The organism is Nitrospira calida (genome assembly GCF_976986435.1).
This window is the reverse complement of sequence record NZ_OZ335950.1, coordinates 744,459-761,757: the sequence shown is the minus strand read 5'-3', so window position 1 is coordinate 761,757 and position 17,299 is coordinate 744,459. Positions and strand designations below refer to the sequence as shown.

Annotated in this window: 20 protein-coding genes and 1 tRNA gene; 12 read left to right on the top strand and 9 right to left on the bottom strand. The window is 58.3% G+C overall.

Annotated elements, in window-relative coordinates; all coding sequences use genetic code 11:
* The first annotated feature begins 117 nt into the window (after positions 1-117).
* Positions 118-408: a hypothetical protein gene (locus ACWHTU_RS03830; RefSeq protein WP_447861793.1), complete on the top strand. Its 291-nt coding sequence runs from the start codon at positions 118-120 to the stop codon at positions 406-408.
* Between the two features lie 72 nt (positions 409-480).
* Positions 481-1,107 (top strand): PEGA domain-containing protein, encoded by a 627-nt coding sequence (locus ACWHTU_RS03825; protein WP_447861791.1) that lies wholly within the window; start codon positions 481-483, stop codon positions 1,105-1,107.
* A 121-nt stretch (positions 1,108-1,228) separates the two neighbouring features.
* On the opposite strand, the gene ACWHTU_RS03820 is transcribed toward ACWHTU_RS03825, so the two are convergent.
* Positions 1,229-1,912: a hypothetical protein gene (locus ACWHTU_RS03820; protein ID WP_447861789.1), complete on the bottom strand. Its 684-nt coding sequence runs from the start codon at positions 1,910-1,912 to the stop codon at positions 1,229-1,231.
* 165 nt (positions 1,913-2,077) lie between these two features.
* Here ACWHTU_RS03820 and ACWHTU_RS03815 point away from each other — a divergent pair, with 165 nt between their 5' ends.
* From ACWHTU_RS03815 to ACWHTU_RS03775, 9 genes are all read left to right on the top strand, one after another.
* Positions 2,078-2,266, top strand: a complete 189-nt coding sequence (locus ACWHTU_RS03815) for a helix-turn-helix domain-containing protein (RefSeq protein WP_447861787.1) — start codon at positions 2,078-2,080, stop codon at positions 2,264-2,266.
* A 266-nt stretch (positions 2,267-2,532) separates the two neighbouring features.
* Positions 2,533-2,682, top strand: coding sequence for a hypothetical protein (locus ACWHTU_RS03810; RefSeq protein ID WP_447861785.1), 150 nt, complete (start codon positions 2,533-2,535; stop codon positions 2,680-2,682).
* Positions 2,675-4,237 (top strand): hypothetical protein, encoded by a 1,563-nt coding sequence (locus tag ACWHTU_RS03805; protein ID WP_447861783.1) that lies wholly within the window; start codon positions 2,675-2,677, stop codon positions 4,235-4,237. The genes ACWHTU_RS03810 and ACWHTU_RS03805 overlap by 8 nt, the downstream gene beginning before the upstream one ends.
* A 199-nt stretch (positions 4,238-4,436) precedes the next feature.
* Positions 4,437-4,655, top strand: coding sequence for a hypothetical protein (locus ACWHTU_RS03800; RefSeq protein WP_447861781.1), 219 nt, complete (start codon positions 4,437-4,439; stop codon positions 4,653-4,655).
* Positions 4,656-4,660: 5 nt separating this feature from the next.
* Positions 4,661-4,912, top strand: coding sequence for a hypothetical protein (locus ACWHTU_RS03795; protein ID WP_447861780.1), 252 nt, complete (start codon positions 4,661-4,663; stop codon positions 4,910-4,912).
* A gap of 444 nt (positions 4,913-5,356) precedes the next feature.
* The gene (locus ACWHTU_RS03790) at positions 5,357-5,878 is read left to right on the top strand and encodes a hypothetical protein (RefSeq protein ID WP_447861778.1); all 522 of its coding nucleotides are present in this window, start codon (positions 5,357-5,359) and stop codon (positions 5,876-5,878) included.
* A gap of 87 nt (positions 5,879-5,965) precedes the next feature.
* Positions 5,966-6,562 (top strand): recombinase family protein, encoded by a 597-nt coding sequence (locus ACWHTU_RS03785; RefSeq protein ID WP_447861776.1) that lies wholly within the window; start codon positions 5,966-5,968, stop codon positions 6,560-6,562.
* The gene (locus tag ACWHTU_RS03780; protein ID WP_447861775.1) at positions 6,559-6,888 is read left to right on the top strand and encodes a helix-turn-helix domain-containing protein; all 330 of its coding nucleotides are present in this window, start codon (positions 6,559-6,561) and stop codon (positions 6,886-6,888) included. The genes ACWHTU_RS03785 and ACWHTU_RS03780 overlap by 4 nt, the downstream gene beginning before the upstream one ends.
* Positions 6,876-7,940, top strand: coding sequence for a tyrosine-type recombinase/integrase (locus ACWHTU_RS03775; protein ID WP_447861773.1), 1,065 nt, complete (start codon positions 6,876-6,878; stop codon positions 7,938-7,940). Before ACWHTU_RS03780 ends, ACWHTU_RS03775 begins: the two co-directional genes overlap by 13 nt.
* A gap of 14 nt (positions 7,941-7,954) precedes the next feature.
* Here the strand turns inward: ACWHTU_RS03775 and ACWHTU_RS03770 are convergent.
* Positions 7,955-8,029: transfer RNA gene (locus ACWHTU_RS03770), tRNA-Thr, on the bottom strand.
* A 149-nt stretch (positions 8,030-8,178) separates the two neighbouring features.
* The gene (locus tag ACWHTU_RS03765) at positions 8,179-10,095 is read right to left on the bottom strand and encodes a caspase family protein (protein WP_447861771.1); all 1,917 of its coding nucleotides are present in this window, start codon (positions 10,093-10,095) and stop codon (positions 8,179-8,181) included.
* A gap of 120 nt (positions 10,096-10,215) precedes the next feature.
* Here ACWHTU_RS03765 and ubiA point away from each other — a divergent pair, with 120 nt between their 5' ends.
* Positions 10,216-11,121, top strand: coding sequence for a 4-hydroxybenzoate octaprenyltransferase (gene ubiA, locus ACWHTU_RS03760; RefSeq protein WP_447861770.1), 906 nt, complete (start codon positions 10,216-10,218; stop codon positions 11,119-11,121).
* Between the two features lie 15 nt (positions 11,122-11,136).
* On the opposite strand, the gene ACWHTU_RS03755 is transcribed toward ubiA, so the two are convergent.
* The 6 genes from ACWHTU_RS03755 to ACWHTU_RS03730 form a co-directional block, all read right to left on the bottom strand.
* Positions 11,137-12,243, bottom strand: a complete 1,107-nt coding sequence (locus tag ACWHTU_RS03755) for a c-type cytochrome (protein WP_447861768.1) — start codon at positions 12,241-12,243, stop codon at positions 11,137-11,139.
* Positions 12,240-13,100: an ethylbenzene dehydrogenase-related protein gene (locus tag ACWHTU_RS03750; protein ID WP_447861766.1), complete on the bottom strand. Its 861-nt coding sequence runs from the start codon at positions 13,098-13,100 to the stop codon at positions 12,240-12,242. The genes ACWHTU_RS03755 and ACWHTU_RS03750 overlap by 4 nt, the downstream gene beginning before the upstream one ends.
* Before the next feature lie 53 nt (positions 13,101-13,153).
* Positions 13,154-13,903: a c-type cytochrome gene (locus tag ACWHTU_RS03745; protein WP_447861764.1), complete on the bottom strand. Its 750-nt coding sequence runs from the start codon at positions 13,901-13,903 to the stop codon at positions 13,154-13,156.
* Positions 13,872-15,452, bottom strand: coding sequence for a Na(+)/H(+) antiporter subunit D (locus tag ACWHTU_RS03740; RefSeq protein WP_447861762.1), 1,581 nt, complete (start codon positions 15,450-15,452; stop codon positions 13,872-13,874). Before ACWHTU_RS03740 ends, ACWHTU_RS03745 begins: the two co-directional genes overlap by 32 nt.
* Complete coding sequence (locus ACWHTU_RS03735; protein WP_447861761.1) at positions 15,442-15,687, bottom strand: hypothetical protein; 246 nt, start codon at positions 15,685-15,687, stop codon at positions 15,442-15,444. Before ACWHTU_RS03735 ends, ACWHTU_RS03740 begins: the two co-directional genes overlap by 11 nt.
* A gap of 146 nt (positions 15,688-15,833) precedes the next feature.
* Entirely contained in the window at positions 15,834-17,297 is a 1,464-nt protein-coding gene (locus ACWHTU_RS03730; RefSeq protein WP_447863304.1) for a monovalent cation/H+ antiporter subunit D family protein, read from the bottom strand.
* Positions 17,298-17,299 lie beyond the last annotated feature (2 nt).

The following is a 17,299-nucleotide window of genomic DNA, read 5'->3' as shown; positions in this document are numbered from 1 at the left end:
GTTGCCGTTACTCTGCTGCTTAGGATCAATGACTCTGCACAGAGCAGGCCGGAAGCGCGTCAGGAGAAGCCCGACCGTCCGGTCGCTGGGTGCCTGTCTGTTCCTGATTGGGCGTGGATGCGAGCGCTGGTCCCGGCGTCGGTCGATCAGGCGCTGGTCTGTCTTTTAGCGTCCGGTTCCGTGGTGGTGATGGAGAGATCGTCTGTACCTTTCGGGGGAGAGGAGGGCAGTCGAGGACAGGGCACCAATTGGCTGGCCGAGGCCGCCACACAAGCAGAGGAACGACTGAAAGAGTTTGGTGTGCCGACGGAGTTGTCCCCCGAATCGCTGATCCTGTCGCCAGGGTTTCTGTCAGTCGTTGCGCTTCTTCTGGTGGGCTACGTCTACTTTAAAGTCAGGAAGCCGTGATCGGTCAGGCGCTGGGAGGATGAAAGATTATCATGAGTAGCATGGCAGTATTTCACATTAAGGAGGAGAACGATGTTGAAGATGACTGGTCTCTTGCTTGTTAGCTCGATACTTCTCACGGCCTTAGGGTGTGCGTCGATCCTCGACGGGAGTAGTCAGGTGATCAGTTTCAATTCAGACCCAAAGCGTGCCAAGGTCTTTATCAACGGTGTACAGGTAGGCGTTACTCCGCTAAGCACACAAGTGAAGCGATCCAAAGACACAATCGTAGTCTTTAAGAAGGAAGGCTACGAGGATGAACAAGTTACCCTTCAAACCAAACTGAACCCCTACTTTTGGGGCAACGTCATTAGTGGGGGCTTTCTGGGGTCCACAATAGATTACGCAACGGGGGCAATGATCGAGTACGCTCCCAACGCTTACCACATTAGTTTAGAACCGATCAAAAAATCCGATGAAGACCGCAAGCGTCTCAGTTTCCAGAAGCGCGTGCGACACTTCATCCTCACTAACTACGCCAACCTAGCATTCGACCTTAGCAAAGGCGAGGGAGAGTATCTGGCAAGCCTTTATGCGATGCTCGGTGTGGACAGCCAACGGTCTCAAGAAACTCTCCAACAACTCCGGCAGCTAGCAGCGTGTTACGAAGATATTCCCGCGTTTGCGGCTGAAGTCATTGCACAGTTACTACAGATATGAGAACGGACAAAAGGTTTTCGTTTTGAGCCTGTCTACACGCGATTGGAAACCCCAGTCTTGATGCGGGGTCCCGACGATCAGCACGCCGGGGGTTTTTGATCTCGCCGCGAGAGACCGTTGTTCACTCCTGTTCCGGGAGGCTTTTGATTTCGGGTCGTATCACGAGCGGCGCGTACTCCCAGCCTTTCGGCGCTTGCCCCAGTGCCCAGTGATAGTCGAAGTCATCGAGGGGCGGAGCCTTCCGCAACCGATCACGAACGCGATTCTCCATTTTCCGCAACTCCAACTTGGAGGGGCGGAGATTGCCTTCAATCCGACACAGGAGACTGGCAAGACAGCGAAGGCGGGAGGTGACATCCTCCATCGCTTCCTCCTCCGCGAGGTAGCGATCGAGGATTTGCAGAAAGTAGGTCACTTCGATCTCAGGACGGCGTCCGCTCGCCGTGCGTTGCCGATCCTGCGGCGTAGGGAATCGCGGAATGATCCGATCGCCTCGCTGCGTTTGATACTGCTCCGCCTCAACTCGTAGTCGGGCCACCTGCCGCGCCGCCGCCGTCCGCTTCGCCAACGCATCCGGCGGCACGTGTCGCACAAGGGCATGGAGCACCTTCCGCCCTTGCGTTTGTTCCGCCATCTTCGCCTGTTGTCGGATGATTCGCGCGGTCGTCCCCGCTTGACGGGTCGGCTCATGGAGCAAACCGAAATGGTGAATCAACTGGACGACGACCGTGATCGTCTCCTCTTCACAATCCCACTTACGTAACAGTTCCTGTAGTGCCGTGAGCCTGCTGTCGTGATTCGACACGACAGTTCCCGCCCGCTGCCGCCTTTGGCGTGATGACTTCATCGGCTCCCCAATCCGCTTGAAATTCTAGGGCAAAACCCTTCCGGATGCCAATTTCCTCCTAAGTTGTGAAAGTCACTGGTGTAGTGTGGGGACATGACACGAAAAACGCAAAAGGAGGGGCCAATGCAAGAGTATGGATTGATGAGCACCGCCCAGGCTGCGCGGCTTTTGTTCCTCGACGAGGAATCTGTGCGGCGCGCGATTCGTAAGAAACAACTCTACGCAATTAAGCGTGGGCGTCGCTGGTTCGTGCCAAGATTGGAAATCCAACGTTATCAAACGCTGAGACCGGCGCACGAGCGATGCTACTAGATGAACTTCTTAGCCGACTCGACGGCGTCCGTCGAACCGCCAACGGTTGGTCCGCACGTTGTCCGGCACATGACGATCGGCGGCCGTCACTTTCGGTTGCCCGAGGTGAAGACGGACGCATCCTGCTCTTTTGTCACGCCGGATGCCCGCTTGAGGAAATTTTAGGGACTGTTGGGCTTTGCGTCCGCGATCTTTTTCCAAACAGTTCGCGTCCTCGACGCAAGTGGCGAGGGGCACGTCAACGGCAAAGTTACCAGCGCGAGGGGTTGCGTGCCGACGTGATTCGCGAAGCGAGAAAGTTGATCGACGCGGCGGGCGGGATCGACACCAGCACGTGGAGCGATGACCGGCTCGACCGGGAACTCAATCGCCTGGCGGATGCGTATTCTATTTTAGAGGAGTGGACTGATGAGTGAGACTACGTATAAGGAGCAAACGAAGCGATTCGACGAGGCGGCCGCCGCGCTCGTGCGGGCGGATATCGATCTCATTCGTTGTTCCAAAGACCTCCGCGCCTTCGAGCGCAAGCGTAAGATCGCGGCGATCGTTCGCGACGACCTGAGCGGACGTGGTCGATTCATCCGCACGCGCGACGATGAGATCTTTTTTTTCGACCGTGCGACAAGACAGCTTGCCCGCCTGGACGACGACGAGTTTCGCGCTTCCATTCATCACCGCTTCGGGTTGAATCCGACGGAAGACGAAACGCGCTTCGTCGCGGCGGATTTAGTCAACCATGCGTTCACAAGCGGTGAGCGCGTCGAAGCACGCTCATTCGCTTTTTTCGACCGGGGTAGCGGCTGCCTTTTCGTCGACGCAAACAAAGGTCAGATGTTCATGCTCGATGGCCAGCGGATCACGACGGTCGACAACGGACAAGACCGCGTCCTTTTTCAGTGCGACCGCCGCGCGGAGCCCATCCAGCCCGATTGGTCGAGTGGTGATTTTGACGCATTTCACGAACTGTTCGCCGGGCTGAATCTCCAAGGCGACCCGCGTCGCGCGCTTGCCCTCCTCAAAGTCTGGACAATTGGCCTTTTTTTTGCGGAATTGCTCCCGGTGCGGCCGCTTCTTCTCCTTGTTGCGAATCAGGGGGCGGGCAAAACGAGTTTTGCGCGTCGCGTAGGCTGCACGCTCTATGGCCGCGACTTCGAGGTTAGCTCGTTCCGCAATGGAACAGGCGAGGCCGATTTCCTCGCTGCCGTCAGCGCGAAACGCCTCGTCGTTTTTGACAACGCCGATGCGCGCCTGCCGTGGCTCGCGGACCATCTCGCCAAGCTTGCCACCGGCTCTGAGATCGAGCGGCGGAAGCTTTACACCACGAACACTCTAGTGACATACCGGCCGAATTGTTTCCTGATATTGACCGCCCGCACAACCCCATGGAAGCAAGGCCGCGAGGACGTGGTTCAGCGCTTGCTGCCAATTCACCTCGCAACGATCGAAGGCGTGAAGCTGCCGGAGCAGCGTTTGCGTCAGGTGATTTTAGATGCGCGGCCCCGCATCTGGGCAGCATTGCTACATATACTTAATGAAATAGTTGGTGCACTTAGAATGCAGCCGGATTCGGAGACGTCGCACCATCGGCTTGCGGATTTTCACGTTTTCGGCCGTGTGGCCGCCCGCGTGCTTGGGATTGAGAAGGACTTCGAGGAGGCTATGGCCGCGCTCAACGTCGAGCAGTTTGGTCTTCTGGCGCAGGGCGACGAACGCTTCGAGCTCTTCGGGACTTGGGTCAGAACGATATCGAACGGACGCACCGTGGAAACGACGGCGCGCCAACTTTATGGCCAGTTGCAGAGTTTGTTCACCGGCCGGGACCAAGGTTTTCCATTCCCATCGGCGACCGCGCTGGGGACATGGATCGGGATCAACCGCAAGGTACTCGAAACATGCCACGGTATCCACATCACGTCGAGCCACGGACGACGTGAGAATACATGGTTTTTTGAAAAAGCATTACCAGAATAGGGTTTCACAAAAAAGGGTTTCACGGTTTCACAAGATCACAAGTGCGCGAAAGAGCAAAGCACTCACGAGCGTGAAACGGTGAAACCCTCGTCCGCCAAAATTTCTCAAGGCTTTCACACACTGAGGACGCTTTGGCAAAACGTCCAGCCAATATATGAAGTCAATGAAGTGAATAAGAAGCGAAAGGAGGTGAGAACTGATGGAACATAACGAGGAGATCGATAGGGATGAAGAGCAGGATGAAGACATGGGTGAGGATGACGAGGATAGGGATGAAGATGAGGAAGCCGAGTCCTTACCACTCTCGGTCGTGGTGCTGTGGGCGAGCGTGCCTGTGTTGTTATGGTTGGGCGCGTCGATGAGTCACTGGATGCGATCCGCGTTGAGCGGACCGATGGTGCTCGATGAAGGGAGGTGATGACGATGGCGACGAAACGTGAGTTACAAGAGGAAAATGAGCGACTGCGAGCACAGCTAGAGGAAGCGTATGACCTGATCCACGGAGCATCTACCGTGATCGGTGATGCGTTGGGTTTCGAGGATGAGGAAGATAGTGACGATGATGGTGAGGAAACAGACAGCGAGTCGGACGAAGCGAGTGACGATGAGGAGAGTGAGGAGGATGAACGTGAGGACGATGATTCCGATGAGAGCGATGAGAGCGAGGACACGTAGGTAATTATTTCGAAGTCATCAGGTGGGCGAGGCGTTCAGATCACCTCGCCCATCTGGGAAAACATGACTTATAGGGGAAAGGAGTATGGGTGATGAAGCGGCGAGGGCCTAGTATGAGTGACATGATCGAGTTGAAGTGTTCATGGTGTAACTACCGATGCAGGGGATCGCGACGGTGGGAGCGGCATCAGCGCGTCTGTCCGGGCAAGTACGCCCCGGAGTACTTACGCGAACTAAAAGATCAACGGCGGGAAAAACGCTATGGCGCACTGTAATTTCTGCCGCGCAGCCTTTGGGAACCGGCAGGCCGTGCGGGCCCATCTCAAGGGCTGCGCGGCCTATAAGGCCCATCGCGAACGCCAAGGCTCAGGCGAGGAGCCTAAAGGCAGGATGACACTAGGCAACGAGCCTGATCCAGGCAAGGTGCCTTCTAGGCAACCAAGCATGCCTCAGGCAATGCCTCAGGCAAAGTCCCACACATCATCGGAGGCGACGCTGATCGTGCCGCCTCAGGGGTCCCGGCTGGATCACGAGGCCGTTGAAACCGTGCTACGGGTGAGCGAAACCCTGCGCAGTCTCCAGCAAGACCTCGTGGAAAGCCTGCCCATCCGCCGCCTCTTCGATCCCGTGGCGGTCCAGAGAAGGCAGCCCTCGTATGCGGAATGGTACGACCTCGCTCAGGACCTCGTGACCATTGAGCGGGCGCTGGATCGGATCATCACGCAAGCGCGGGTGTCACGGGAGGAGCCCTGGGAGTTATACAAGCTCGCACTTACGGTCAATGACCGATGGGTCTCCTGGCGTCGGGCGGAAGCGCGGTCGTACTGGCAGCGGGAAGGCGAAGCTCTCGGTCAGGCTCTTGAGGAGGTGCTCGCTGAGTTTGGGGTCCCCGACCTGGAGCACCGCTTGACCCGCGTGATCGAAGGGCTTCGATGGTTGACCAGCCACACACGGGCGACTCGGTGAGATGGACCATGAGACGGGGTCAAAAACTTCGGAGAAGGGTTCTGATCGAGGGTCCACGATGAGCGAAACCAGAAGAGAGGTAGGAGCATGAACGTCGCGCTCTATGCCCGCGTCAGCACGGGCGAGCAAGACCCGGAAGTGCAGCTTCAGGCGTTGCGGGCGCATGTGGCGCAACGGGGCTGGCGCATCGTGGAGGAATTCGTCGATCACGGCTACTCCGGCGCGAAAGATCGACGCCCAGCGCTGGATCGGCTGATGAAGCAGGCCTGGAGCGGAGGCTTTCAGGCCGTGCTGGTCTGGCGCTTTGACCGCTTCGCCCGCTCGGTCAAGCACCTGATGACCGCCCTCGAATCCTTCCGGGCCTTGAAGATCGACTTCATCTCTCTGCAAGAGCAGTTCGACACCTCCACGCCCATCGGGCAGGCGATGTTCACGATCATCGGCGCGATGGCGCAGTTGGAACGCGACATCATCCGCGAACGGGTGAAGGCGGGGCTGGATCGGGCGAGAGCGCGAGGCGTCCGGCTCGGTCGGCCTGTGGCATCGGCGAGCCCGGATGAGGTGGCGGTCTTAAAACAACAAGGGCTCTCGCTCCAGGAAATTGCCAAGCGCCTGCACTGTAGCCGCGCAACCGTGAAACGGCGGCTCCGAGCATCCGCCTTCGTCGCCGGAGTCACCCCATGAGACTGCCGCTGCTCACGGTCAAAGAGGTCGCCGCTCGGCTCCAGATCAAACAGGCCACCGTCTATGCTTGGGCCAGTCAAGGAAAAATCCCGTGCCTCAAGGTCAACGGGGCAATTCGGTTTGATGCCGACGACATCGAGGCCTGGCTGCAGGCCTGCCGACGGGGCGCCGCCCAGGCTCCGCCCTCGACCGGCAAGTCGACATGGGCTCGGAGCGAGATTGACCGGGCCATTGCCGCGGCCAAGCGGGCGGTCTATACTGCCCGCCACGGGGAACCCAGACCAGCATCGAGCCCACGCGGAAAGGAGGGAATATGGGGCTCGTAAAACGCGGGAAGGTCTGGTGGATGCAGTTCACCTACCAAGGGGCACGGATTCGCCGGTCAACGGGGACTTCGGACAAGCGTCTCGCCGAGGCGATCCTGGCCAAGGTGAAAGTCAACCTTGTGGAGGGGCGCTACTTCGACGTCTCAGAGGAACAGACCCGGACCGTCACGGAATTGCTGGATCGCTTTGAGCAGGAACACGTGTCCAAGCTAGCCAGTCAGCGGGCCTATCGTGGGTACCTGAAACACTTCCGGGCATTCTTCGGCGACCGGACCTTGGCAGAGATCACCCCGAAACTGATCGTGGCTTACAAAACCCACCGCTATGCGGACGGGGTGAAACCGGCCACGATCAATCGGGAACTGGCCTGCTTAAAGAAGGCCTTTAACCTGGCGCGACGTGAGTGGGAGTGGTGTCAGGATAATCCTGTGAGCCGCGTGTCGATGGAGAAGGAAGCGAACAAGCGGGATCGCTGGCTGACGCAGGAGGAAGAGCGCCGCTTGCTGGCGGCGTGTCCTGCGTGGCTGCGGGAGATCGTGGTCTTCGCCCTGCACACCGGCATGCGGTTAGGCGAAATCCTGGCGCTCACGTGGAGCGGAGTCGATCTCTTCCGCAAAACCGTGACCGTGTTCCGGTCCAAGAACGGGGAGCGGAGGACCATTCCGATCAATCAGACCGTAGTCGATCTGCTCAAAAGGAAGGCCAGGGTCAGATCGTTGCACACGACCTTGGTGTTCTGCAGCACGGCTCACACGCAGATCGAGGCTAACAATCTCAGACGGGCCTTCCGCCTCGCCTTACAGGAAGCGAAGATCGCGGATTGTCATTTTCACGATCTGCGCCACACTTTCGCCACCAGGTTGGTCCAAGCGAAGGTGGACTTGTACACAGTCCAGCGGCTGCTAGGCCACAAGTCTCCGACGATGACGCAGCGGTACGCACATCACTATCCGGAAAGTCTTCGGTACGGAGTCGCAATCCTGGATCAGGGTTGGACGAGTGACACAATTTTGACACAATCGGCAGGATCTGATCAGCCTGGCGTCACCTAAGTGATTGAAATTACTGGAGCCGGCGAGTGGGGTCGAACCACCGACCTGCTGATTACGAATCAGCTGCTCTGCCACTGAGCTACGCCGGCTTTTGCCGATGTTGTGCTCGGATTGCGCCCTCTCTCTGACGCTCGGCAAGGGCAGTGACGTTATACAGGTCTCCCCCTCACTCCGTCAACACGTCGGGCAAGAACTCCGCGCGCAGCTCTTCCGTACATCGACGGCCCACCGACTCGCTTCACCGAAGCTTGGCGAACGGTAGAGTGCGCAACGCGGAACCCTTGCCGGCGCCCGGAATGCAGACCGGCTCCTGATCACTCCCGTCTTGTTTCTTGGCGACGCTGTGGACCTGCGCCCGCACGTATACGCAGAGTTCTCCCACCTGCACGATTCCGTTCTTGTCCATGTCGGCTTCGCCACGCAACCCCTTTAACAAATAGTAGGTGAACAGCCCGTGCCGACCCTGTTCATAGGCATGGGCTTCCTGAAGCGTTCGATTGCCGATCATGAGCAAGATCTTGTCTTCGCGCGACGCGGGTGTTTCGCCATCCCACATGGGCTCGATGCCGCGACCCGAATCCGTTCCTGGAGTCGGTTCCAGTGAGACTTCGAGCATCACCACGGCACGCTGGACCGACGCTCGGTTCAACGCGTTTTGCAAGCGGCGCAGCGAAAACAATCGGGACCGCGACACCGCAACTCCGTCATAAGGAACCAGCGAAACGGCACCCGTGGACGAATCCACGAGCGCCCGCCCCGCGAAATAGACATACACCACGCTGCCTGGTTCCACCTGGCGCGGAAGCCACTCTTCGAACACTTCGGCCAGATCATCCTTCATCGCGTGTTCGTTGACCAGCAGCTTGACCCGGCCGGCTGGAATACCCGCCAACGTCTTGAGATGGCCGGCCACGACCTCGGCGTCCCGCCCTGCGAATCTGACGTCCGGCATACCGGCGTCGCGGAACGTCTCCACTCCGATCGCAATGCCGATGGCTTTGGGCTGCTTGAACCCCGTTCCTGGTTTCACCAGTTGATCCACATCCACGGAGAGGACTTCCACTTCTTCGTTCAGATCGGGCCTGACCGCAATGAGGAACTTCTTGGGCACCGGCAAGTGCACGCCGCTCGAGAGGGTCCTGAGCGAAAGCACCAGCTCCGCCTGTTCCACTTCCTTCACCCCATCGAGCTTGGCACTGGCAGTCACCCGCTTCAGCTCTCCGGCTTGAAGGTCGCCGATCTCGATGGGATTGGGAAACCGCCCGATCAGCGCCGGGCTGCCGCCGAGCAATGCATCTACACCCAAGGCCGGTCCCGGCCCTTCGTTCTTGACCTCGATCTCAATGGAGACCTCCTCGTGGTTCTCCAGGACCTGATTGCGGTTCTCGTCTCGGACGATGGCGCGGAACGAGAGCCTGGCACCTTCGCCGCCCTTACTCGCAACGGGTGGAGAACCCTGCCCGGACGGGGAAGCAGCCGTCCCGACCGGACTCCGGTCGGCAGCCCGGGCCGGCGTCGGCGGCGCAGCCTTAGGAGCCCTTTTCCGCATGGCCGCCTCATGGATCCTCGTCGCAGTTCCCAATTGCTTGGCCATGCCTTCCGTGACTTTCTCGATCGCCTGCTCGGCAATCTTGTCGAGCCCGTGGACCTCGCAGCTTTCACCGTCGGTCTCGACTTCGCCGCGCCCGAAGCTCTGGAGCTTCTTGTTGTACAGCACCGCGCCGTCCGCGTCCGTGTAGGAAAAGTCCAGGCCCAGCGTTACCGTCGCGGGATAGGAGCGTCGGACCTTCCGCGGAATGGAAAGTTCCGTCTGGTTGATCCCCAAGCCAACCGCCACGGTGCCGTCCGAGGCGCCATGCTTAGAAGCAAGGTCGTCCACCTGGATCCGCTCGAACACCGTTCCGATCCGGCGGACCACAGCTTCCTTCAACGCCGCATGGATCGGCAGGGTTTGCGGCTGACCGCAGGCGTCGCGATACTCAAGCGCCGCGTTGGTCACCGTCTCGTCCAGCGTCAGACGGACGGTCAGCGGAAACCAGTAGCCCGACGTGAGCCCGTCCCGGCCGGAGAAGAGCCCACAACCGGCTACGAAGGCCGCCAGGCATACCAGTGCCGCGAGGCCGGCGGCCCGGCCCGTACGAGCACAGCGCGTCATCGTCCATCGGACAGGTTCCACCGTACCGCGCTTATACCGGAAATCCGCCGCAGATAACAACCCGCGACCGGGCTCCCGCATCATTGACAGCCGTTTTCCCGCTGGGCTAAGGTCCCCGCCATGGCCGAGTTGTTGACGCATTGTCCCAAACCGGTTTCCACCGGTTCACCCTCCCGGAGCAAGTGGGATTCCTTTGCCGATCTCGTCCGCCTGCGCAATCAATCCGGCACGATGCTGTTGATGCTACCGACCCTGTGGTCGCTGGTATTGGCTTCGGAGGGCCGGCCGCCGCTCAAGCTGTTGCTCGTCTTCATGGGAGGCTCGTTTCTGATGCGGAGCATGGGTGTCGTTCTCAACGACCTCGCCGACCGGTCGTTTGACCGGCACGTCGCGCGTACCTGTCTGCGCCCGTTGGCTTCCGGCGCAGTCACCGTCAACGAGGCGTTGGGACTCGCGGCCGTCTTAATCGGTTTGGTGGCGGGACTCGTGTTGTTGCTCAACCCGTTGACGATTTTGCTGAGCCCGGTCGCCTTGGCTTTGGCCATCCTGTATCCCTATGCCAAGCGGGTGCTCCACGTACCTCAAGTAGTCCTCGGACTTGCCTTCGGCTGGGGCGTCGTGATGGCCTGGGCCGCCGTGCGCAACGTTGTTGAAACACCGGTATGGATTCTCTATGCCGCCACGATCTGTTGGGTCATCGCGTACGATACCATCTATGCGATCCAGGACCGTGAAGATGACATCCGGATCGGCCTGAAATCCGCCGCGATCGCCTTCGGCGCCCGCACATGGCTTGCCGTCGGATTGTTTCTGCTCGCGATGCTGGGACTCCTCGCGATACTCGGACGCCTGACCGGGCTGGGGCTGATCTACTACGCGATATTAGCGCTAGTGGGAGGATTCTTTCTTCAGCAGGTGAAAAAACTTCGAGGGTCCGTTCCCGCTCCGACGGCATTCGCGATGTTCAAACAACACATCTGGGCAGGGTGGCTCCTCTTAGCGGGAATGTGGCTCGGATGCCTGTGATTCGAAAGACTCGATTCAGGACGAGGAGCCGTCGATTACGTCGCCTGCATTTCGAGCGTTGACCGACACATTTTGAGTGTTGAGCATTACGTCGGTGTGAACCTTCTCGACCGCCTGGTCCGGCCTCGGAGCGCGAAGGGTGGCGAGGTACATCGTCACAGCCTTGGCGTCGGCATCACTCAGTCCCAGGTTTGGCATCCGCGTCTCCGGCTTCATGGATTGCGGATACTTGATCCATCGATACATCCATGCGGTATTGAGGCGAAAACCCGCCCGATCGAGAGCCGGGCCGACCGTACCGCCTTCCTCTCCGATCCGGTGACAGCCATTGCAGCCGTATTTGTTGAAGTAGAGACGCTTCCCGGTCTCGACCAACTGCGCCGCCGCCTCGGCCGTCATCGTAAGGTCCGGTTTCGGCACAGGGGGGAACTTCGGCCGCGACGTGAAATTGGCTAGGGCGGCCTTCGCCTGCTCCTGCTCTTTCTTGGCAACAAGAAGCGCTTCTTGTTCCTTGGCGTACGCGGATTCGTCCACCTCGACGCCTTTTTTCTCCGCCTCTTCATTGGCTTTCTTCTCGGCCGCATCGTACGCCTGCTGGGCTTGATCGTACTTCTGCTGCGCCTCCTGAAGCTTGGCCTCCAGTTCCTTCTTACGGCCCTCCACATCGTACGTCAGTTTCATGCCGTGCAACGTCCGGACATAGGCGACGATGTCCCATATTTCCTCTTCTGAGAGTGTATATTTGAATGTGGGCATCGTCGGGACGGCGAATTCGTCCTCGCCGATCTTGTCCCCGATCTCCGGCGTCGTGTCCTTCATATCCCGCGAGATGACGGCGAAGATTTCCTCGTCCTTGAAGGTGCCCATCTCCTCTTTGTTCGAGAGATCCTTGGGCTTAGGATCCGGCATATATCTCCAGTTGTACCCCTCATTTTGCCGCCCGTTCTCCCCGTGACAGTGCATGCAGTAATGTTCGTACAGCGCCTTCCCTTTCTTGACTTGCTCGCTTTGAAACAAGGTGCAGCCGGTCACCGAAGCCCCGCCCGCGAGGCCGGCAACCGCGGCCGTGAGGATCAGTGTTCGAACAACGCCAGGAGTCGTCCAGCGCGAGGCCGACCTCATCTCGCAGCCCCTTTCTTCTTCAGTTGTCGAATGACGACGAATTGAAACCCCGCCGCGAGGCCGATCGCCAGCACGGCATAAAGATAGGGTGAATAATCCGGCGACGGCTCCGCGCGGAAATACCACCAGGAGGAGACGGCCTTTTGAGAACCCTTTTCCTTCAGGTCCCCGTTTTCCAGTTTCTTCCCATCCCAAATCGCGAACGCGATGCTGGTGAACTCTCCGGGTTTAAACTGCGTATCTTCCTCCCGATGCTCGGTGGTCAGAGCACGCGAGAAGACGACACGCCATTTGCCGTTTTGATACACTCCCTTGGCCTTCACGTCCTGGTGTTCCTGTGCCTTGAGGGTGCCGAACCCTTTGGCGTTCATGTCCACAGCCTTGTTCTCTTTATTTTTCCAATACCAGATGTTGACCGGGCCTCCTTCGACCTGAGCCATCGGCTGACCGTGAGCGAAATGGGCTTTCTTGTCGCCCACCATAAATTCAAGGGCCGCCGCGTCGTCAGGGTCCTCGGTCGGGTCCTCATATTCCAGCAGGATGGCCAGTTCTTTGCCGTCGTGCAGCGCCCGGACCTTGACCGCCTTCACCGTCACCTCTTGAATCCGTTCTCTCCAATGCACCTGCGGCGACAAGGGGAATTCCGCTTCCTGAGCGTCATCCCAGGCGGCCGCCATCGGATCTTCAGCCGGGAGCGCACCCTCGACCATAATCGCTCGGACCACGACGCTTTCCTGCGCCAGGACCATCGCGGGAAAGGTGGACAACAGCGCGAGACCAAGCGCAATGACCGAACGTGATCCAGTGAGCTGGTGAACCGGCGACCGGTCAGAACCTATGGATCCGTTTGTTCTCATCCTTGCTCCTCTACTTCACCGGATCTCCAGATTCCCAAATCGGCCCCAAGACATCACTCCCACGTGCGCGGCGTCTGATGCGCACCGTCGTACTCGCCCATAATGATCTTCCAGATCATCTCGTCGGACAGTTCGACCTCCCACCGGGGCATCGCCGATTTCCACGGCATGCCTTCTATCGGAAGACCGACTCCGCCCGTCTTGATCCGCCAGAACAGGTAACTCTCCTGGAGCATCGCGATGGTGGTGGGATCGGCAAAATTCGCCGGTGGCGGGTTAAACCCTCTCGCCGCAGGCCCCTTTCCGTCAAAATTGGCACCGTGACATGGCGAGCAGAACGCGGCATAAAACCCCTTGCCTTGCATAATGTTCTCCGGAGTTCTGGGCACCGGATTGGAGAGGCCTGTAAATTCCCCAGGCGGCGCCGGGTGAATGGTGCGGTTTTCCGGCGGGGGCAAGTCGCTGGGCACGGTGCTGACGTACGTTTGCCAGCCCACCAAGGTCGGGAACAGCGCCAAGACCGCCCATCGGGCCGCCCGCCAGGACCCCGCCCAATGGGGATTGCCTAACAGGAAGGCCACCACTGGCCCCTTAAACGCTTGCAACACATCTTCAAAGATCGAGACATAGATCAGCAACCCGATCGAGGTCATCGTCATGTACATGAAGATGACACTGGACGGCAAGGGCGGCTTGATGGCGAATTTGAGAAACAGATAAACCCCGACCCAGATGATCGCGACCCTGGCCGGTACCGAAACCCGCCCTTTCTTATGTGGGGACGTTTCGTTTCTCGTATCCATGAACGACCTCTTGCGGTTCCTCGCGATCGGTTCCTAAAACGCTGCTGGCAAGCCGATAGAACAGCTTGGCGCCTTTTCTGTAGAACCAATCCGCGTCAAGAAGAATGACCTTCGTTTCTACCGGATGGAGTCCGGATAAGATAAGCAGGCAGAAAGCCAACACGGCAAACGACAGCAACTGGAGAATGTCCACAACATGAGCCGCGGTGTAAGGCTGATAATCAACCGGCGCGGGAAGGATGCTGTAGAGAGGGCCGGGCACAATGCCAATGAGGATGCACAAAAACGCGGTGATTCCCATGGCAAGGAGCATATTCAGAGGCGGTTCCTTCGCCCGTATCCCAGAATCATGGGAGAAAAATGCATGATAGGGAACCTTGATCCCCGCGTGGTGCAGGACACCTGCCGACGCAAACAGCAGAACAAGCCAAAGCAGCCCCGTCCCCACCTGAGCGGCTGCACCCATAATCATCGATTTGCTGACGAACCCGTTGAATAACGGGAATCCGGAGATCGACACCGCTCCGATAACACAAAAGAGGGTGGTCAGCGGCATGGTCTTGTAGAGGCCACCCAGATCCGTGACGTTGATTCTCCCTGTTTGATGCATGACGGCGCCCATTGACATAAAAAGCAGAGACTTGAACAAGACATTGTTGAAGACATGGGCGACGGCCCCGTTGAGGGACAGAGCGGTTCCAATGCCGATACCGACGACCATGAATCCGGTTTGATTGATGATGCTATAGCTGAGGACTCGCCTCAGGTTATTTTCAATGGCGGCGTAAAAAATGGGGAAGACCGTCATCGCCGCTCCGATCCAGACCAAGACCTCGGTGCCGGGAAACCCTCTTGCAAGGGCATAGACCGCCACCTTCGTAGATAAGACGCTCAAAAAGACCGTGCCGGTGACCGTGGCCTCCGGATAGGCATCAGGAAGCCATGCGTGAAGCAGAGGGAAGGCGCAACTGATGCCCAAGCCGATCAGGATCAGCTGGGAGCCCAATCCCGTTAGTCCAATCGTTCCAAACGCAATCGAGCCCGTTTGGTTCAGATGGATAAGAATGCCCGCCAGAAGGCACAGCCCGCCGAAGAGATGGACGAGAAGATATCTCAATCCGGCTCCATACGATGCCGAAGTTCTCCCCGTCCAGATCAAGTACGTTGAGGCGACCGACATCACCTCCAAGAACGAGAAAAAAGACAAAAGATCTCCGGCAAAGGTCGCGCCCAGCGCGCACCCCATGGCCACGAAGGCCGCCACATGCTGTCCATCCTCCTCCACGTGCAGCGCATAGAGGGTTCCCAAAAAGGAGACCATCGTGAAGATATATCCAAAGGCTCTGCTCAGCCGGTCAACCCGTCCAAAAACGAGTTCGTAATCCAAGAACCTGATGGTCCAGTGGCTGCCTTCGGGAATGGTCAGGACGCTAACGAACGCGATAACCGGCAGCAGCAAGAGATAAACGGACTTGGCCTTCCCCCTCAGAAAGGGAATCAAGAAGGCTCCGAGGATCAATACGGCCGCCGGAGGAAGGCTACTGATCATAATAATCCTCATTTCTGCCGAAGAACTTGCGCAAGACGTAATGTGAGGCTAAGACGATGCTCACATAGGCAACAAATCCGTAGGCCCCGTAAAAGACCGGGTAGCGCTCCCACGGAAGTACCGGATGGTTCGAGATGAACAGGTCAAGGACAACGAGCAGTCCGATAAAGACATAGAATCCCGTCAACAGCCGCTTGATATTCTCGGGTTTGTCGAACACATGCGTGTCTCGCATCGGATACTCCGTCTTGAGGCGCTACGAGGCGGTCAAGAAAATGATGAGGAGATACAGGACAGCGCCGGCACACACGACGTAAAAAACCTTTCTATAGCCTGGCGACTCCTCGTGTGTGAACCCAGCATGCCCTTCCGTCTGTTGGCTCACTTCACATCCCCGACGATCAACTTGGCCAGATCCAGAAACATCTCCGGCGCGAAGAACGAAACCAGGATCCCGGCGGCGGTCAGCGCCAACGGCACCACCATGACAGTGGGGGCCTCCTGCCGGATAGGCTTCTCACCGGGCGGCAACTCGCGGAAGAAAGCCGCGTACACGATGGGCACGAAGTAACACGCGTTAAGGATCGTGCTTGTGATGAGAACAGCGACGAAGGAGTATTGCCCCGCTTCGACCGAACCGAGCGTCAAATACCATTTGCTGATGAACCCGCCAAGGAGAGGAAAGCCGATGAGCGATAGCGCGCCCAACGCAAAGGCCGTCATGGTGTACGGCATCCGTTTGGCGATACCGTTCAGTTCGCTCACTTTGGTTTTATGCGACGCGACATAGATCGAACCCGCGCACAGGAACAGGGTAATCTTTCCCAGGGCATGGTTGGCAATATGGATGATCCCGGCGGCCATACCGGCGGGGGTTAAGAGGGCGCCCCCCAGCACCATATACGAGAGCTGGCCGATGGTGGAATAGGCCAGCAGCGCCTTGAGGTTGTCTCGTGTCAGAGCATAGAGCGAGGCTATGATGATGGTGATGGAGGCGATGACGGCCGTTATGACGCCCAGATTCAACTCCCTCATCAACTCCACACCAAAGACATGAAACATGATCCGGAGAATGCAAAAGATCCCCGTGTTCACCACCGCAACCGCGTGCAACAGCGCGCTGACCGGCGTGGGAGCGACCATGGCGGCGGGAAGCCAGGCATGAAACGGCATGATCGCCGCTTTCGCGATCCCGATTAAAAACAGAAAATAGGTGAGCGTGAGCAGCGTTCGGTCGGTGTCGGGACGGAACATGCCGCTCGGTTTAAACTCAAAAGTCCCGGACAATGCATAGGACAAAAACGTTGCGAGCAACAGGCCCTTTGATGTCATTAACAGGTAAAAGACATACTTGTTTCCCTTGTCGAACGCCTCATCGGTCTCTTTGTGCGCCACCAAGGGATAGGTGGCGAAGCTGATGAGCTCATAAAAGAGGTACAAGGTCACCAAATTGGACGAAAAAGCCACCCCCATCGTGGCCGACATGGTAAGCGCAAAACAGAAATAGTAGCGGGTCTGCGCGTGCTCGTTGAGCGATCGCATGTACCCGATGGAGTAAAAAGTCGTCAGGATCCAGAGAAATGAAGCGGTGGCGGCGAATAGGAGTCCCAGGGCATCCACTCGAAAGGCGACAACGGGCACTTCCGAGGCAATCGCAACGAGCGTGTACTGGATCGTTTTCCCGTCCAGGACGGTGGGAACCATAGTGAGAACAAGACCGAATTTCACGATCCCCGCCATCACCGAGACGCCTTCACGGATATCAGGCCACCGGCGGGTGGCCACAATGAGGACAGCCGCAACGATGGAAACGGCGACGGTCAATAACGGTGTGATCGATTCCATCT

What these genes read in the sequence shown, in the direction of transcription:
- ACWHTU_RS03830 (WP_447861793.1), top strand. Translation starts at nt 118, where the DNA reads ATGCGAGCGCTGGTCCCGGCGTCGGTCGATCAGGCGCTGGTCTGTCTT.
- ACWHTU_RS03825 (WP_447861791.1), top strand. Translation starts at nt 481, where the DNA reads ATGTTGAAGATGACTGGTCTCTTGCTTGTTAGCTCGATACTTCTCACG.
- ACWHTU_RS03815 (WP_447861787.1), top strand. Translation starts at nt 2,078, where the DNA reads ATGCAAGAGTATGGATTGATGAGCACCGCCCAGGCTGCGCGGCTTTTG.
- ACWHTU_RS03805 (WP_447861783.1), top strand. Translation starts at nt 2,675, where the DNA reads ATGAGTGAGACTACGTATAAGGAGCAAACGAAGCGATTCGACGAGGCG.
- ACWHTU_RS03800 (WP_447861781.1), top strand. Translation starts at nt 4,437, where the DNA reads ATGGAACATAACGAGGAGATCGATAGGGATGAAGAGCAGGATGAAGAC.
- ACWHTU_RS03795 (WP_447861780.1), top strand. Translation starts at nt 4,661, where the DNA reads ATGGCGACGAAACGTGAGTTACAAGAGGAAAATGAGCGACTGCGAGCA.
- ACWHTU_RS03790 (WP_447861778.1), top strand. Translation starts at nt 5,357, where the DNA reads ATGCCTCAGGCAATGCCTCAGGCAAAGTCCCACACATCATCGGAGGCG.
- ACWHTU_RS03785 (WP_447861776.1), top strand. Translation starts at nt 5,966, where the DNA reads ATGAACGTCGCGCTCTATGCCCGCGTCAGCACGGGCGAGCAAGACCCG.
- ACWHTU_RS03780 (WP_447861775.1), top strand. Translation starts at nt 6,559, where the DNA reads ATGAGACTGCCGCTGCTCACGGTCAAAGAGGTCGCCGCTCGGCTCCAG.
- ACWHTU_RS03775 (WP_447861773.1), top strand. Translation starts at nt 6,876, where the DNA reads ATGGGGCTCGTAAAACGCGGGAAGGTCTGGTGGATGCAGTTCACCTAC.
- ACWHTU_RS03765 (WP_447861771.1), bottom strand. Translation starts at nt 10,095, where the DNA reads ATGACGCGCTGTGCTCGTACGGGCCGGGCCGCCGGCCTCGCGGCACTG.
- ubiA (WP_447861770.1), top strand. Translation starts at nt 10,216, where the DNA reads ATGGCCGAGTTGTTGACGCATTGTCCCAAACCGGTTTCCACCGGTTCA.
- ACWHTU_RS03755 (WP_447861768.1), bottom strand. Translation starts at nt 12,243, where the DNA reads ATGAGGTCGGCCTCGCGCTGGACGACTCCTGGCGTTGTTCGAACACTG.
- ACWHTU_RS03750 (WP_447861766.1), bottom strand. Translation starts at nt 13,100, where the DNA reads ATGAGAACAAACGGATCCATAGGTTCTGACCGGTCGCCGGTTCACCAG.
- ACWHTU_RS03745 (WP_447861764.1), bottom strand. Translation starts at nt 13,903, where the DNA reads ATGGATACGAGAAACGAAACGTCCCCACATAAGAAAGGGCGGGTTTCG.
- ACWHTU_RS03740 (WP_447861762.1), bottom strand. Translation starts at nt 15,452, where the DNA reads ATGATCAGTAGCCTTCCTCCGGCGGCCGTATTGATCCTCGGAGCCTTC.
- ACWHTU_RS03735 (WP_447861761.1), bottom strand. Translation starts at nt 15,687, where the DNA reads ATGCGAGACACGCATGTGTTCGACAAACCCGAGAATATCAAGCGGCTG.
- ACWHTU_RS03730 (WP_447863304.1), bottom strand. Translation starts at nt 17,297, where the DNA reads ATGGAATCGATCACACCGTTATTGACCGTCGCCGTTTCCATCGTTGCG.